The 14,952-nt window shown below is 36.9% G+C and carries 14 protein-coding genes; 8 read left to right on the forward strand and 6 right to left on the reverse strand.

All coding sequences use genetic code 11. The annotated features are described in order from the left end of the window. Nucleotides 1-51: 51 nt before the first annotated feature. Together VL047_RS01820 and ggt are read left to right on the forward strand one after the other, a co-directional pair. Complete coding sequence (locus VL047_RS01820; protein WP_325357919.1) at nucleotides 52-1,059, forward strand: NAD(P)H-dependent glycerol-3-phosphate dehydrogenase; 1,008 nt, start codon at nucleotides 52-54, stop codon at nucleotides 1,057-1,059. Between the two features lies 1 nt (nucleotide 1,060). After that, complete coding sequence (gene ggt / locus VL047_RS01825; RefSeq protein WP_325357921.1) at nucleotides 1,061-2,803, forward strand: gamma-glutamyltransferase; 1,743 nt, start codon at nucleotides 1,061-1,063, stop codon at nucleotides 2,801-2,803. Nucleotides 2,804-2,873: 70 nt separating this feature from the next. Here ggt and VL047_RS01830 read toward each other — a convergent pair whose 3' ends face one another. Together VL047_RS01830 and VL047_RS01835 are read right to left on the reverse strand one after the other, a co-directional pair. Beyond that, nucleotides 2,874-4,709: a DEAD/DEAH box helicase gene (locus VL047_RS01830; RefSeq protein WP_325357923.1), complete on the reverse strand. Its 1,836-nt coding sequence runs from the start codon at nucleotides 4,707-4,709 to the stop codon at nucleotides 2,874-2,876. A gap of 108 nt (nucleotides 4,710-4,817) precedes the next feature. Beyond that, nucleotides 4,818-5,294 carry a DUF4293 domain-containing protein gene (locus VL047_RS01835; protein ID WP_325357925.1) on the reverse strand — a complete coding sequence of 159 codons (477 nt, stop codon included), beginning with the start codon at nucleotides 5,292-5,294 and terminating at the stop codon, nucleotides 4,818-4,820. A 57-nt stretch (nucleotides 5,295-5,351) separates the two neighbouring features. On the opposite strand from VL047_RS01835, the gene truA reads away from it, so the two are divergent. The 5 genes from truA to VL047_RS01860 all read left to right on the forward strand — a co-directional run bounded on the left by truA (nucleotide 5,352) and on the right by VL047_RS01860 (nucleotide 11,582). Next, entirely contained in the window at nucleotides 5,352-6,125 is a 774-nt protein-coding gene (gene truA, locus VL047_RS01840) for a tRNA pseudouridine(38-40) synthase TruA (protein WP_325357927.1), read from the forward strand. Further along, a complete protein-coding gene (locus tag VL047_RS01845; RefSeq protein WP_325357929.1) occupies nucleotides 6,122-7,885 on the forward strand; it encodes an ABC transporter ATP-binding protein in 1,764 nt (587 codons plus the stop codon). The genes truA and VL047_RS01845 overlap by 4 nt, the downstream gene beginning before the upstream one ends. A gap of 88 nt (nucleotides 7,886-7,973) precedes the next feature. Beyond that, nucleotides 7,974-8,855 carry a succinate--CoA ligase subunit alpha gene (sucD, locus tag VL047_RS01850; RefSeq protein WP_325357931.1) on the forward strand — a complete coding sequence of 294 codons (882 nt, stop codon included), beginning with the start codon at nucleotides 7,974-7,976 and terminating at the stop codon, nucleotides 8,853-8,855. A gap of 128 nt (nucleotides 8,856-8,983) precedes the next feature. Continuing rightward, complete coding sequence (locus VL047_RS01855) at nucleotides 8,984-9,490, forward strand: methionine-R-sulfoxide reductase (RefSeq protein ID WP_325357933.1); 507 nt, start codon at nucleotides 8,984-8,986, stop codon at nucleotides 9,488-9,490. A 130-nt stretch (nucleotides 9,491-9,620) separates the two neighbouring features. Next, the gene (locus VL047_RS01860) at nucleotides 9,621-11,582 is read left to right on the forward strand and encodes a GH92 family glycosyl hydrolase (RefSeq protein WP_325357935.1); all 1,962 of its coding nucleotides are present in this window, start codon (nucleotides 9,621-9,623) and stop codon (nucleotides 11,580-11,582) included. 31 nt (nucleotides 11,583-11,613) lie between these two features. Here VL047_RS01860 and VL047_RS01865 read toward each other — a convergent pair whose 3' ends face one another. Next, the gene (locus VL047_RS01865; RefSeq protein ID WP_325357937.1) at nucleotides 11,614-12,072 is read right to left on the reverse strand and encodes a type I restriction enzyme HsdR N-terminal domain-containing protein; all 459 of its coding nucleotides are present in this window, start codon (nucleotides 12,070-12,072) and stop codon (nucleotides 11,614-11,616) included. A 68-nt stretch (nucleotides 12,073-12,140) separates the two neighbouring features. On the opposite strand from VL047_RS01865, the gene holA reads away from it, so the two are divergent. Beyond that, nucleotides 12,141-13,151: a DNA polymerase III subunit delta gene (gene holA / locus VL047_RS01870; protein ID WP_325357939.1), complete on the forward strand. Its 1,011-nt coding sequence runs from the start codon at nucleotides 12,141-12,143 to the stop codon at nucleotides 13,149-13,151. A 5-nt stretch (nucleotides 13,152-13,156) separates the two neighbouring features. On the opposite strand, the gene VL047_RS01875 is transcribed toward holA, so the two are convergent. Genes VL047_RS01875 through VL047_RS01885 form a run of 3 tightly spaced genes read right to left on the reverse strand, consistent with a single transcriptional unit; the run spans nucleotide 13,157 to nucleotide 14,888 of the window. After that, the gene (locus VL047_RS01875) at nucleotides 13,157-13,891 is read right to left on the reverse strand and encodes a metallophosphoesterase family protein (protein WP_325357941.1); all 735 of its coding nucleotides are present in this window, start codon (nucleotides 13,889-13,891) and stop codon (nucleotides 13,157-13,159) included. 2 nt (nucleotides 13,892-13,893) lie between these two features. Next, nucleotides 13,894-14,637 (reverse strand): nucleotidyltransferase, encoded by a 744-nt coding sequence (locus VL047_RS01880; protein WP_325357943.1) that lies wholly within the window; start codon nucleotides 14,635-14,637, stop codon nucleotides 13,894-13,896. Between the two features lie 53 nt (nucleotides 14,638-14,690). Further along, nucleotides 14,691-14,888 (reverse strand): KTSC domain-containing protein, encoded by a 198-nt coding sequence (locus VL047_RS01885; RefSeq protein ID WP_325357945.1) that lies wholly within the window; start codon nucleotides 14,886-14,888, stop codon nucleotides 14,691-14,693. Nucleotides 14,889-14,952: the final 64 nt, after the last annotated feature.

Genomic DNA, 14,952 nt, shown 5'->3' on the forward strand with positions numbered 1-14,952 from the left:
TTAGTAGTCGGATTGAGGAATAATATAACTTAGTTTTTTAATTGAATTTGTATGGAAACGGAAAAGCGAAGGATTGCAGTTATTGGAGGTGGAAGTTGGGCAACTGCAATCATTAAAATGCTAAATGATAATATTTTACCCAAAAAGATATTTTGGTGGATGAGGAATGAGGAAACTATTCGAATTATCCAAAAAGACCACCGCAACCCCAATTATTTAAGTGCTGTAAAGCTGAACTTGGAACCAGATAATATCAGTACAGATATTCATTATATTTTAAAGAATTCTGATATCGTTATATTGTGTGTTCCGGCGGCTTTTTTAAGGGATGCTCTCACAGGAATTACAAACGAACAATTAGTGGATAAGATTATTATTTCTGCAATCAAAGGGATTGTTCCTGAAGATAATCAGATTGTTGGAGAATTTCTGCAGGTTAATTATAATGTGTCTGTAAATGAAATTGCTGTAATAAGTGGTCCTTGTCATGCAGAGGAGGTTTCCCAAGAAAAGTTATCCTTTCTGACAATTGCCTCTCAGTCACTTGAGGTAGCAGAGTTTGTGGCTTCCTATTTAAATACCAATTATATTAAGACGAATATCTCTGACGATATATACGGAACAGAATATGGAGCTGTTTTAAAGAATATTTACGCGGTAGCAAGTGGTATCTGCCATGGAATAGGATATGGAGATAACTTTCAAGCTGTTCTGATATCGAATGCTATCCGCGAAATGGCTCGTTTTCTTTCTGTAGTTCATCCAATTCAACGAGATATTAAAGAATCTGCTTATTTAGGAGATTTATTAGTTACCTCATATTCTCAATTTAGTAGAAATCGAACTTTTGGAAACATGGTAGCCAAAGGTTATACTGTGAAATCAGCGCAATTAGAGATGAATATGATTGCAGAAGGTTACTATGCTAGTAAATGTATTCATCAAATTAATAAAAAACACAAAGTAGATCTTCCTATTTGTCGGGCGGTTTATTCTATTTTATATGAAAAACACTCCGCCCTATTAGAAATTAAACTCCTGTCAGATTTATTATCATAATATGAAGCATTTTCGGTCTATATCCTTTATTAAATCAACAATTCTGATTTCCTTGATATTTACGAGTACGTCTTGTTCTCTTTTTAAGAAGTTGGAAAATGCTTCGGTTGAACCTTTATCTGAAGAACCATCCATAAATTATAAAAACGGTTTAGTTGTATCAGCGCATCCAATTGCCTCCGAAGTTGGAGTGCAGATTTTAAAAAAGGGAGGGAACGCTATTGATGCAGCTGTTGCTGTACAATTTGCTTTAGCCGTTGTATATCCTGGTGCAGGAAATATTGGAGGAGGAGGTTTTATGGTATATCGTTCTGCAAAGGGTGAAGCGACAAGTTTAGATTTTAGAGAAACTGCTCCTTTAGAAGCAAGCCAGAATATGTATCTTGATATGTACGGACAGCCAATAAACGATCTTTCACTGCAAGGGCGATTGGCATCAGGTGTGCCGGGTTCTGTAGATGGAATGGTAAAGGCACATGCAAGATATGGTAAGTTAGACTGGAAAGTACTGATACAACCGGCTATTGATTTGGCAAAGAATGGGTTTCCAATTACTGCTGCTCAGGCAAGCGAGCTCAATTCAAAAATTGGAGTTTTCTTAGAGTATAACCCTCAGGGAGTTTCTTTTACAAGTAAGACATCTTGGAAAGCTGGAGATATTTTAATCCAGCAAGATCTTGCCACTACACTTGAATTGATTCGAGATAAGGGTCGTGCAGGCTTTTACGACGGAGAAGTAGCTGCAAAGTTAGTTGCTGAAATGAAGCGTGGTAATGGAATAATTAGTTTAGAAGATTTAAAGAACTATGAAGCGAAATGGCGAACCCCTGTATTAGGATCTTATCGTGATTATAAAGTTATTTCAATGCCTCCCCCTTCTAGTGGAGGCATAGCATTAATTCAATTACTGCACAGTGTGGAAGAATTCCCGTTAAAGAAATGGGGATTTCAGAGCGATTCCTCTGTTCAGGTAATGGTTGAAGCAGAGCGAAGAGTTTATGCCGATCGTTCTACCCATTTAGGCGATCCGGATTTTTATCAAGTACCTCAAAATGCGCTATTGAACCCCAAGTATAATGCAATTCGTATGAGTGATATGAATTTTGATTATGCAACACCAAGTAGTTCTATTAAAGCAGGAGACGCAGGCAGCAATATAGAAAGTGAAGAAACAACCCATTTCTCAATCGTTGATAGAGAAGGAAATGCTGTTTCAATAACAACAACATTAAACGGTTCTTATGGTTCCTTGGTTGTTGTGAATGGTGCAGGATTTTTGTTGAACAATGAAATGGATGATTTCTCTGTAAAACCGGGTTCTCCAAATATGTACGGTTTAATTGGAGGTGTTGCCAATAGCATTGAACCAGGGAAGCGAATGTTGAGTTCAATGACGCCAACTATTTTAGAGAGAAACGGGAAGCTTTTTATGGTTCTTGGATCACCGGGAGGAGCCACGATTATTACTTCAGTTTTTCAAACAATATTGAATGTTATTGATTGGGATATGGATATGCAGGAAGCTGTTACCCGGCCGCGTTTTCATCATCAATGGTTTCCAGATGAAATTGCCGCTGAAAGAGAATCGTTCAATTCAGAGTTGCGCAATAAATTAAAGGCTAAGGGGTATTCTATTGTTGATCGGAGTGCTATTGGAAGAGTAGACGCAATTCTTGTTTCTCCATCGGGAGAGTTAACAGCAGGTGCCGATCCTCGGGGTGATGATGCAGCAGCTGGTTATTAATACATTTTATATATATAATAAAGAAGGGATCTCAATTTGAGATCCCTTCTTTATTATATATATATTTAGCTTACCAACGTTTTTTAGATTCGCTTCTGCTTCTTCCCGAGAAGTCGCGAAATCCTGAATCTTGTTTTTCACGTGGGCGACGGCTGCTGCTATCGCTTGAACCAGCACCACCCCTATAATTACCATTGCTTCCTCCAGTACGAGGTCGTGAATGGTTTGAGCTGCTGCTACGGTTACGGTTACCGCTTCTGCCACCAGATTCTCTTTGTCTGGCTCCTGCATTTTCTATACGAACTTCACGACCGTTGAACTCTACCGTTTTAAAGCCGGTATATACTTTTTCAACCAGATCATTTTCTACTTCAAAGAAAGAGAAAACACCTTTTAAATCGATCTTTCCGATAGATTTTCCACTAATTTGCGTGTTGTTGCAAATAAAGCCTAAAAGGTCACCTCGGTTAAATTCATCAACTGAACCAACATTAATAAATAATCTTGTATATCCAGCTTCAGTTTCATCACGTCTTGAACGCTCAGGTCTTCCATTACGTTCGTTAACAATGTTATTAGTATCTACGTTTAAGTCTTTCGAGTTTTTATAGTACTCTAAAAAGCGATTGAACTCAACAGAAGCAAATTTCTTTATTAGTTCTTCCTTGCTTAATTCACCAAATTCTTGCATGATACGTGGCATATAAGGAGCAATTTGTTCCTCATTTACTGTAACGCTATGCAATTTGTTAATCATTCCGAATAACTGTTTTTCAACAACATCAAAACCGCTAGGAACAACAGCTTTTACAAACTTTTTGCCCAATGTGCGTTCTATCTGACGAATTTTACCTAATTCTTTCAGGTTAATGATAGAAATAGAAACTCCAGACTTCCCTGCACGAGCTGTACGCCCACTACGGTGAGTATAGCTTTCAAGTTCATCGGGTAGAGAATAGTTAATAACGTGAGTTACGTCCTTAACATCAATTCCACGTGAGGCTACGTCTGTTGCGATTAACAATTGAATGCTTTTATCACGATATTGCTTCATTACTTTATCACGTTGTTGTTGCGATAAATCACCATGTAAAGCATTGGCATTGTAACCATCTTTAATTAAGGCTTCAGCGATATCTTGTGTTTCAATTTTTGTACGGCAAAAAACAATCCCAAATATTCCGGGAGTGAAATCAACAATACGTTTAAATGTTGCAAATTTATCAGATGCGCGGACAACATAGTATTCGTGATCGATGTTTGCATTTCCAGTATTTTCAGTACCCATGGTTAATTCCACGGGGTCAGTCATATACTGTTTTGCTATTTTGCGCACTTCACGTGGCATGGTTGCAGAAAATAACCAAGTTTTCTTTGTGTCTGGTGTGGTAGACAGGATATTGTTGATATCCTCTTGGAAGCCCATATTTAACATTTCATCGGCTTCATCCAACACAACGTATTTTACATGCGAGAAATCAATGGCATTACGGCCAAGGATGTCAAGCATTCTTCCTGGAGTTGCAACAACAATTTGCACACCACGACGAATTTGACGTAGTTGATCGCTAATGCTTGCACCACCGTAAACGGATACAACATTAACATTGTTCAGATTCTTTGCGTATTTCTTAATATCGTTAGATATCTGAAGACACAATTCACGTGTTGGACACAAAATTAAGGCCTGTGGGTGTTTTTCTGAAAAGTCGAGTAATTCTAATAAAGGCAGGCCAAAGGCTGCTGTTTTTCCGGTACCGGTTTGGGCTAATCCGACAAAGTCGTTGCTGCCTGCAAGTAAAACGGGAACGGACTGTTCCTGAATGGGAGTAGGTTTTTCAAAACCTAATTCTGTTAAGGCATTAACAATATCATGACGGATCCCCAGTTCAATAAATGGGTTCATGATGTAATAAATACGATAGGCCTAATTGCCTAAGGCGGCGCAAAGATAAGACTATTTTTTGTAATTATTATTAATTAGTTATTTTTATTTTATTTGTTGTCTGTCAGTTTATCCGCGCAGACGGTCCACAGATTTGATGAGTTTTTCATCATTTCGTATGCCTTTTGCTGCTAAAAAAAGGAAGACAATATCTAATGGTGCCAAAAGCGCTCCAATCCCGATATTCTCTAATACTAAATTTTTGTTTAGCTCTATTACTGCATTGTTGGAAGATACATAAAACCAAACAGCTAAAAGAATTACAAGAAAAATATTCAGATAGATTGTTTGAAGCTGCTTCTTTCGGTTTTTGTAATAAAAGATAGTTACAAGTGGTACTAAACCTAATATTACGGTTACGATGGTTTGTAGAATAAATGATTTGACTTGTACAACGCCTTCTGAAACACCTTGATAGATTCCGGTGACTTTTATACTCATCGCTGTCCCGAAATTATCGAAATACTGTAAGTATGGAAATAAGAATAATAAAAAAAGCGTTATGCTGGCAAGTAGCAACCAAACTGTTTGAATTCTCTGAATCATTCTATTTTAATTTTTAACAAATATACATAAATCCCCTAATTCCTTATCTTTGCTTTAGTGGGAAATGCAAATCAAAGATATTTTATCGAGTTAATTTTTAATGGAACCGGCTATCATGGCTGGCAAATCCAAAAGAATGCTATTACAGTTCAATCAGTGGTAGATGAGGCATTAAGTATGATTCTGCGACAAGAGATAAAAACACTTGGTTGTGGACGTACAGATACAGGAGTTCATGCCAAACAGCTTTATGCACATTTTGACTGTCCAAAGACAGATGTAGAAAAACAGTCAAAAACCATTATAAAGAGTTTAAATGCGGTTCTTCCCGATGATATCGCAGTTAAAAGAATAATCCCCGTGTCCAATGATTCCCATGCCCGTTTCACGGCTCTATCTAGAAGCTATGAATATTATATACATTTTGAAAAGAACCCTTTTCTTCAAGATTTGTCTTGGCAATTAAAAGACAAGCCGGATCTCATTAAAATGAATGAAGCTGCAAAAATTATGATGGAATACCGAGACTTTAGTTGCTTTAGTAAATCACACACTCAGGTCATGACTAATAACTGTGAGATTTATCAAGCTGAATGGAGTTGGATCAATGATGAGCGCTTAGTGTTTAATATTTCTGCTAATCGTTTTCTGAGAAATATGGTTCGTGCTATTGTAGGTACATTAATTGAAATTGGTAATGGAAGGAATACAATCGAGTCGATTCGTTCAACGATAGGAAGTAAAGATCGCTCCGAGGCAGGAACATCTGTCCCAGCGTGTGGCTTATATTTAAGTCAAGTAGTATATCCTGATTTAACTTTTGAAAAATGAGTCAAGATAAACCAAGCGATAGCTCATACGATATAAAATTACTGAAACGGATATTGGTTTATGTGAAGCCCTATCGTAGCGCTTTTCTATGGTCAGTTATCCTAACTGTAACGATGGCTGCAACAGCTCCGCTAATGCCTGTGCTGATTGAGTATACATTGGATAATTATATTTTAAAAGGCGATACCAGTGGCTTAGGGATGATGGCTTTATTGATGTTAGCCTTTTTGGTATTAGATACCATGGTTCGGTATTTTCAAACTTTATACACAAACATTTTAGGTCAATCTGTAATCCGTGATTTACGAAGCAATGTTTTCGATCATATTAGTCACTTGCGTTTAAAGTATTTTGACAGAACACCTCTTGGCCGCCTTATTACCCGAACTGTTTCTGATTTGGAAACCATTTCCGATATTTTCTCCCAGGGAATTATTCAGATTGTCGGAGATATTCTGCAGTTAGTAGTGATCATGGGCGTTATGTTCTATACAGATTGGCGTTTAACGTTAATTGTGCTTTCATTGATGCCGGTTATGTTAATTGCCACTTACTTTTTCAAAAGAGCAATGAGGTCCTCTTTTCAAGATGTACGCACCTGGGTCTCTCGTTTAAACACCTTTCTTCAAGAGCATATTTCAGGAATTAGTGTTATCCAGTATTTTGCCAGAGAAAAGCAGGAGTATAATAAGTTTATAGGAATTAATGCGCAACACCGAAATGCACATATACGCTCTAACTGGTATTTCTCTATCTTTTATCCCGTTATAGAAATTATCATGGCCCTTGCTTTGGGACTTGTGGTTTGGTATGGTAGTAGATCAGCATTAGAGGGCCATACTACTTTGGGAGTAGTAGTTGCCTTTATAATGTATATTAATATGATATTTAGGCCTTTACGAGAATTGGTCGATAAGTTTAACACTTTGCAAATGGGCATAATTGGTGCTGAACGAATATTTTCTGTATTGGATACCGACGAGAAAACTGTTAACGAGGGTACAGCGAAGCCTGTAAAGTTAGAGGGTAAGGTAACTTTTGAAAATGTCTGGTTTGCTTACGATGATGAAAACTGGGTGTTAAAAGATATTTCTTTTACACTCGAAGCCGGTCAAACTTTGGCACTCGTGGGTGCTACCGGTGCAGGTAAATCCTCTATCATTAATCTTTTGAGCAGGTTTTATGAAATTAACCGAGGAGTCATAAAGATCGATGGGATGGATGTTCGCAAGTTCGATTTAAATTATCTGCGTAAAAGTATTGCAGTAGTTCATCAAGATGTATTTCTATTTTCTGATAGCATTACCAATAACATTAATTTATTGGATACAGCGATTACAGATGAGCAGATAGAGGCAGCTGCTAAATCAGTTGGTGCTGATGTCTTTATTGATCAATTGCCTGACAAATATAATTATCAGGTGCAGGAAAGAGGAGCGACCCTTTCTTCCGGACAAGCCCAGATGATCTCTTTTATCAGAGCTTTGGTGCATGACCCCAAAATTCTTGTTCTGGATGAAGCAACCTCTTCCGTTGACACTGAAACGGAAGAACTAATTCAAAAAGCAATCGAGAAATTAATGCAAAACCGAAGTGCAATCGTAATTGCTCATCGGCTTTCAACCATCCAAAAGGCTGATAAAATAATCGTACTTGATAAAGGTGAGATAAAAGAGATTGGAAGCCACCAGGAACTATTGAAAATGAATGGTTATTATAAACGTCTATATGATCTTCAATTCCACTCAGTTGGTATTTAGTTAGTTTTCTTACTAGCTGATAATCCTTTAGATTATATTTGATACTCTCTCTGCTATTCATTACTTTTGCAAAACAAAAAAATAGCCCATGAGTGTACTTGTAAACAAAGATTCAAAAGTTATCGTTCAAGGATTTACCGGGAACGAAGGCACCTATCATGCATCACAAATGATTGAGTATGGAACTCAGGTTGTGGGTGGTGTAACACCTGGAAAGGGTGGTCAAACACATTTAGATCGACCTGTATTCAATACTGTTCAAGATGCTGTTGAGAAAACCGGAGCCAATGTATCCATTATATTTGTTCCCCCTGCTTTTGCTGCCGATGCAATTATGGAAGCTGCAAGTGCAGGTATAGCAGTAATCGTTTGTATTACAGAGGGCATCCCAACGAAAGATATGATTCAAGTAAAATCGTACCTAAGTGATAAAAATTCTCGTCTAATCGGACCAAATTGTCCAGGAGTTATAACTGCAGATGAAGCTAAGATTGGTATTATGCCAGGCTTTATATTTAGAAAAGGAAAGGTTGGTGTAGTTTCAAAATCTGGAACTTTAACATATGAAGCGGTTGATCAAACCGTAAAAGCTGGTTTAGGTATCAGTACGGCTATCGGAATTGGTGGCGACCCAATCATTGGTACTACTACAAAAGAAGCTGTAGAATTGCTTATGAACGATCCTGAAACCGAAGGTATCATTATGATCGGTGAAATTGGTGGTGGAATGGAAGCTGAAGCTGCTAAATGGATTCAGGCAAATGGAACAAAACCAGTTGTAGGATTTATTGCCGGACAAACAGCTCCTGCTGGTCGTCGTATGGGGCATGCTGGGGCAATTGTCGGAGGTGCTGATGATACAGCAGCAGCAAAAATGAAAATCATGCGTGAGTGTGGTATTCGTGTTGTTGAATCTCCTGCAGAAATTGGAAAAGCAATGGCTGAAGAATTAAGCAAACTTGTAAAATAGTTACAATATTTTTACAATAAAAAATGCCTGATGAAAAATAACGTCAGGCATTTTTCGTATATTGTTATATGTCTTATTGATTGTAAGATTGTTAATAGAACGAAATTCGCAATATACTCAAGAAATAAATGAAACGTTTAATTCAATTAAGTTTAGCAGGCATAAGTTTCCTCATTATTATAAGTGCATGTGGCTATACAAATGCCAAGGTTGCTCCACAGGAAGAAACTAATAAAAGTTTAACAACATATAATACAACGAAAATGGATACTACCAAGTACAATACATTAACAGCTGAAGAAAAGTATGTAATTCTTCAAAAGGGTACAGAACGCCCTTTTACAGGTGACTTATTAGAAAATAAAGCAAAAGGAACATATACATGTAAACAGTGTAATGCACCCTTATATAGATCTGAAGATAAATTTGAAAGCGAATGCGGATGGCCGAGTTTTGATGATGAAATTGCAGGTGCAGTAAAACATATACCTGATGCAGATGGTGTGCGTACTGAAATTGTATGTGCAAAATGTGGAGGTCACTTAGGTCATGTCTTTGTTGGAGAGCATTTTACAGATAAGAATACACGTCATTGTGTGAATTCAGTGTCTATGAACTTTGTTCCGATGCAATAGCATAAGACAATTACAGAGAGATACACAGCTTATCTTTTTTAAAGAATTCCGTACTTTTAGAGATCTAATAAGTACGGAATTCTTTTTTTTAGCGTTTTGTTTTAATTGTAATAGATAAAATAAATTTGTTTTGAGATATACACTCCTCTATTTTATAATAAGCCTTTTTGTTTTTAATAGCTCTCTTGCTCAGGAAAAACTGACATCTTATGTTAATCCGCTTATTGGAACCGATGGTCAGGGCTATACTTTCCCCGGTGCAATGGTACCTTTTGGGATGGTCCAGTTAAGTCCCGATAACGGACAAACTACAACTTCACCGAGTGGCTATCTTTACAGTAATACTGAGATCGCAGGATTTAGTCACATGCATTTAAGCGGTTCTAATATCAGCGAGTGGCTCGATATTTCTGTAATGCCATTGCTAAATCCATTAAAAGATCAGGATACCATTTTTAAAGCAGCAAGTTTTTCTCATCAAAATGAACAAGCTTCACCAGGCTATTATGCAGTTAAATTAGATAATGGAATTCAGGTAGAGTTAACCGCAACAGAGCGTGTTGGCTATCATCGTTATACTTTTCCTGCTCAGGCCAATCCTACAATCCGTTTCGATCTTGCTTTTCATCAAGGACTCGATTTACCAACAGAAACATTCATTGAAAAGGTGAATGATTCAACAATTGTAGGTTACCGATATTCTAAAGGTTGGTCTAATAACCAAAGAGTTTATTTTGCAGCAAAAACTTCTGAACCCGTAAAAGAGGTTTACTTAAAAAGCGAAATAAATATAGAAGTAGGCGACATAAGTATCGGTCTCAAATCAAATGAAGAAGGAGAGGGTGTTGTTTCTCAGCTAACCTTTGATCATACCGAGATGCCTAAAACTATTGAACTAAAGGTAGCACTTTCTATGACTAGCACAGACAAAGCTTTGCTTGCCTTAAATGAGATACCTGAATGGAATTTCAATGCAATAAAAAATCAAGCAGATACAAAGTGGGAAAGAGAACTCGAAAAGATAAAAATAACAAGCAATGATTTACCATTAAAGCATATTTTCTATACGGCTTTATATCATACCTCACTTGCTCCAACTTTGTATTCAGACGTAGATGGCGAATATAAGAATGCGCAAGGTGATACAATACGGATGGCTAATGGGGAGATGCGATACACATCTTTTAATTTAGAGGATACTTACAGTGCGTTAAATCCATTGTTTACCATTATTCAGCCAACGCGTTATACGGCAATGTTAAATAGCATTTTGGCCTTCTATGATGAAAACGGATCGTTGCCTGTCTGGGATCTAGGTACATCAGAAGTTGATACAGTTGCTATATTTCCATCTATACCCGTATTGAGTGATGCAATACTGAAAGATTGGCCAGGATTAAATGCAGAAAAAGCTTATGAAGCTATGAGAAAAAGTGTCTTACAAAGAAGAGATACCCTCAAGTTTGCTAAACAATATGCCTTTTACGATTGGAGCATAGGAGCTGTGGCAAAGAAATTAGGAAGGCTTAGCGATTTTCAACAAACCTTTAATCTGCCAAGAGATACTACTTTTAAATCAAGCCTTCAAGGTAAGCCCTGGGAAACTCAAGTTTTGGTACGTCAGTTGTTTAATGCCAACTATCGGGATGGGGTAAATGGCTATGCCGACAAGTTAAGTTCTGCGCAGACCAATGCTTGGATAGTTTGGAATGCCATAGGACTTTATCCTGCTAATCCTGTTGGTGGCGAGTATATGATTGGGAGCCCTTTAGTAGACGCAGCTACATTGCAATTAAAAGATGGTGCAAAATTAGAGATTGAAGTAATTAACAATAGTGCTGTAAATAAATATGTTCAATCTGTTAAGTTAAATGGCTTGATCTATAAAAAGAGCTACTTTTCTCATAAAGATCTTATCCATGGAGGTAAAATCACAATTCAGATGGGGCCGGAAGCTAATCTCGAATGGGGTTCAAATAAATCATGGTTACCAGCTTTTACTTCTCAACCTGCAGATGTTAGCTCGGATAAAGGTGCAGCCAAAAAGGATATATTTGAAAGTATTTCAGAATTCTTTAAGAACCTTTTTTAATAAGAGCTTTCACCAACCAAGATAGAATAAGCTAAACCTTTGTTAAGAGTGGTAAATCTTCGATGAACTGATAGGTTTTATTTTCGAAATCAACCTTGCAGTAATAATGGGTTAAGCCATTGCTTACTAATAATAGAGGGATTTTATAAACAAAATTATAGCGCGCAATTTGGTCAAATACAGATTGTGTTATTTTAATCTCAGGAGCTTTAAATTCTGCGATCAAAACACGTTCTCCTGTAGTATCAAATACCACAAGATCCGTTCTTTTTTGTAGGTCATTTAACTTGAGCCCTCCTTCTGATTGGATTAGTCCCTTTGGAACTCCTTTTTGATTAATTAAATGCTGTATCCAATGTTGGCGAACCCACTCTTCCGGAGTAACAAGAAGGTACTTTTTCCGTAGTTCATCAAAAATATAAATTTTCTCATCCCTCTTTTGAAGTTGAAAAGGGTACGGTGGTAGATTTAACGGAGTTCCTTTAAACATCTTTCAAAAATATGCTTAATTTTGAAAGATTCCATACATAAGAAATCAACATTCGATTATTGACCCATATGACTTTTCAACAGCTAATAACCGATTTAAAAAACCGAAAATTCAGCCCCATTTATCTTTTGCACGGCGAAGAGTCCTATTATATCGATGCTGTAAGTAATTATATTGAAAAAAACGCCCTTTCAGAAGCAGAAAAGGGTTTTAATCAAACGATTCTTTATGGGAAGGAAACAGATTTTATAACCATCGTCAATAATGCCAAACGTTATCCGATGATGGCAGAGAAGCAGGTGGTTCTGGTTAAAGAAGCACAAAATTTAGAGTGGAATAGAGACAGTGCTGAAATACTACAGGCCTATCTGGAAAACCCGCTGCATAGTACCATTTTAGTGCTATGCTATAAATATGCAAAGTTTGATAAGCGGAAGAAAAGCTATAAGTTAATGGATAGCAAAGGTGTTGTCCTCGAATCAAACAAGATTTATGATAATAAGGTAGCCAGTTGGATTACAGATTATACACAGAGTGCCGGACGTAAGATCCATCCTGCGGCTGCTTCCTTAATGGCCGAATACCTGGGTACGGATTTGTCAAAATTGGTCAATGAACTGGATAAAATCTTTTTAAATGTTCCGCAAGAACGTGAAATAAATAACGAGGACATTCAAAATAACATTGGGATTTCAAAAGACTTCAATGTGTTTGAGCTAAACAAAGCATTAGCCTACAAAGATGTACTTAAAGCAAACCAGATTGTTGATTACTTTACGGCAAACCCACGTTCCAATCCTGTACCTTTAGTATTTGGTGCTTTAGGAACCTACTTTATAAAAATATTGAAATGCCATTATGCTGATGATAAAAGCAAGGCAGGCATTGCCAAACTAATTGGAGTAAATACCTTCTTTGTAGAAGAATACCTGGTTGCCGGTCGTAACTATAACAAATGGAAAACTTTTCAAGTTATCAGTCTTTTGCGTGAGTATGACCTGAAATCAAAGGGTGTTGATACAGCAAATAACGATATAGGCCCTTTGTTAAAAGAACTGGTATATAAAATATTGCACTAATTTAATTATACTTCGAGTATGTAAAAAGGAAGATTTGTATTGACTGCGTTTAATACAGGTAGGGCAACATTGAACACCTTAACTCCGCCAGAAGTTGCTCCTTGAAATTTTCCAGCATGCGCATGACCATGAAAAGCTGCAAATACCTTTCTTCGATGCAGTGGTTCAACCAGTCTCGATGACCCTAGAAACGGATAGATTTGCTCAGGTTCTCCAATAACAGTTTCTTTAATTGGTGAATAGTGCAATAGTACGACCTTGATAATATCAGGAAACTCTTGTTCCAATCTTGCTAGTGCACGGTCAAGTTGTAAAGACTCATCTACCGCTTCCTGCACAAAGGCTTTCATTGCATCTTCACCAAACATAGATAGCATGTGATTATCAAAGCCTCCTCCAAACCCCTTAACACCAGCAAAGCCAATATTCTCTATAACAACAGATTCCCCTTCTAAGATCGTTACATTATTTTCTTGAAGAATTTGTCTGATAAGTTTCTGTCTCCCTTTTTCAAAGTCGTGATTTCCAAGAACCGCAAGAACAGGAATGCTACACGCTTTCAATTCTTCAGCCAATACCTGTGCTTCTTCCTCATCACCCGAATCGGTTAAATCACCGCATATCAATAGAACATCAGCTTTCTTCGAAATCTCTGCAAAATGAGCTGTCCATCTTCCTTTATCATTAACCCTGGTATGAAGATCTCCAACAGCCGCTATTTTTATTTTGGTTTTAGCCATAATTAAATTGTTGTTATTGTAGAACTTTTATAATTCCACTCTTTAATATCAATTTCATATTGAGTTTGATCAATGAGAGGACCTCTGCAAACCTTTTCTACGGGTGGTGGTAAATCATATTGTTCATTCGCACGGCGCATGAGTTCATCAAATAACCACTTCGGAATAATTTCTCTGTAATCTGCTGGGTACACAAATTGGAAGGTTAATATCTGGGACAGTAAAAGATGCCAGTGTTGATCTAATCTTCTTAATAGGAGATGCCAATCCAGGTGTTTCCCATACTTTAACAGCGTATGATTAATATCTGCATTATCATTCCTTTCCCGGTTTTGCACATAAATTTTACACCAGATCAATTCTTCTGGGGGTATAAATTTGACAGGAATACCAATAAACTCTCCAATAGAGGCCCGTTCATACCAGGTATCATCTACCGTACAGATATTATTAACAGTATCGAATATAATATCAATAAAGTAATCTCCCTTAAATATTTTGGCCAGCCACCTTACATCGGTTACCTCGGTTTTATAACCATGTTTTGCAAAGTGCTTGAGTATTTTAGGAAACTCGTTTGATTTACAGAAAATATCTAAATCTTTAGTGTTTCTAAAAATTCCCGTATAATTAAACATGGCAAAAGCACCGCCCAACATAAAATCAGACTCGCTGCTATTAAGTAATTCAAGAGCCTCCTTGAAAAAGGCATTCGAGATATCCTTTTGTTCCTGAGTTTCGATCATAAATAATTAAATATATCACTAACACCTATTGTTGAAGAATAGTTAATCCCCCTTCACGATATTCTTTCAAACACATATTTTTCTTTTATTTTTCGATTAAAATAAATACCCTTCGACCTTGATGCTTTCATTTCTTCATAAATATTAACAGGTACATCGGAATAGATATATTTCATTCCTGAGACAAAAAGAATCTCTAGTTTCGACTTGTTTCTATCATAATGAAAGGACGCAATTACGGATGAAGGCACAATGATTTCAATTAATTGTGTATTACATTATACATTCATACAACACTCTGTATACTTTTTTGTT

The sequence above is a fragment of the Albibacterium sp. genome, assembly GCF_035514885.1.
Lineage (GTDB): Bacteria > Bacteroidota > Bacteroidia > Sphingobacteriales > Sphingobacteriaceae > Albibacterium.

Bases quoted from the DNA above. Each gene is read 5' to 3' on its own strand.
- VL047_RS01820 (WP_325357919.1), top strand. From the start codon at position 52: ATGGAAACGGAAAAGCGAAGGATTGCAGTTATTGGAGGTGGAAGTTGG.
- ggt (WP_325357921.1), top strand. From the start codon at position 1,061: ATGAAGCATTTTCGGTCTATATCCTTTATTAAATCAACAATTCTGATT.
- VL047_RS01830 (WP_325357923.1), bottom strand. From the start codon at position 4,709: ATGAACCCATTTATTGAACTGGGGATCCGTCATGATATTGTTAATGCC.
- VL047_RS01835 (WP_325357925.1), bottom strand. From the start codon at position 5,294: ATGATTCAGAGAATTCAAACAGTTTGGTTGCTACTTGCCAGCATAACG.
- VL047_RS01845 (WP_325357929.1), top strand. From the start codon at position 6,122: ATGAGTCAAGATAAACCAAGCGATAGCTCATACGATATAAAATTACTG.
- sucD (WP_325357931.1), top strand. From the start codon at position 7,974: ATGAGTGTACTTGTAAACAAAGATTCAAAAGTTATCGTTCAAGGATTT.
- VL047_RS01855 (WP_325357933.1), top strand. From the start codon at position 8,984: ATGAAACGTTTAATTCAATTAAGTTTAGCAGGCATAAGTTTCCTCATT.
- VL047_RS01865 (WP_325357937.1), bottom strand. From the start codon at position 12,072: ATGTTTAAAGGAACTCCGTTAAATCTACCACCGTACCCTTTTCAACTT.
- holA (WP_325357939.1), top strand. From the start codon at position 12,141: ATGACTTTTCAACAGCTAATAACCGATTTAAAAAACCGAAAATTCAGC.
- VL047_RS01875 (WP_325357941.1), bottom strand. From the start codon at position 13,891: ATGGCTAAAACCAAAATAAAAATAGCGGCTGTTGGAGATCTTCATACC.
- VL047_RS01880 (WP_325357943.1), bottom strand. From the start codon at position 14,637: ATGATCGAAACTCAGGAACAAAAGGATATCTCGAATGCCTTTTTCAAG.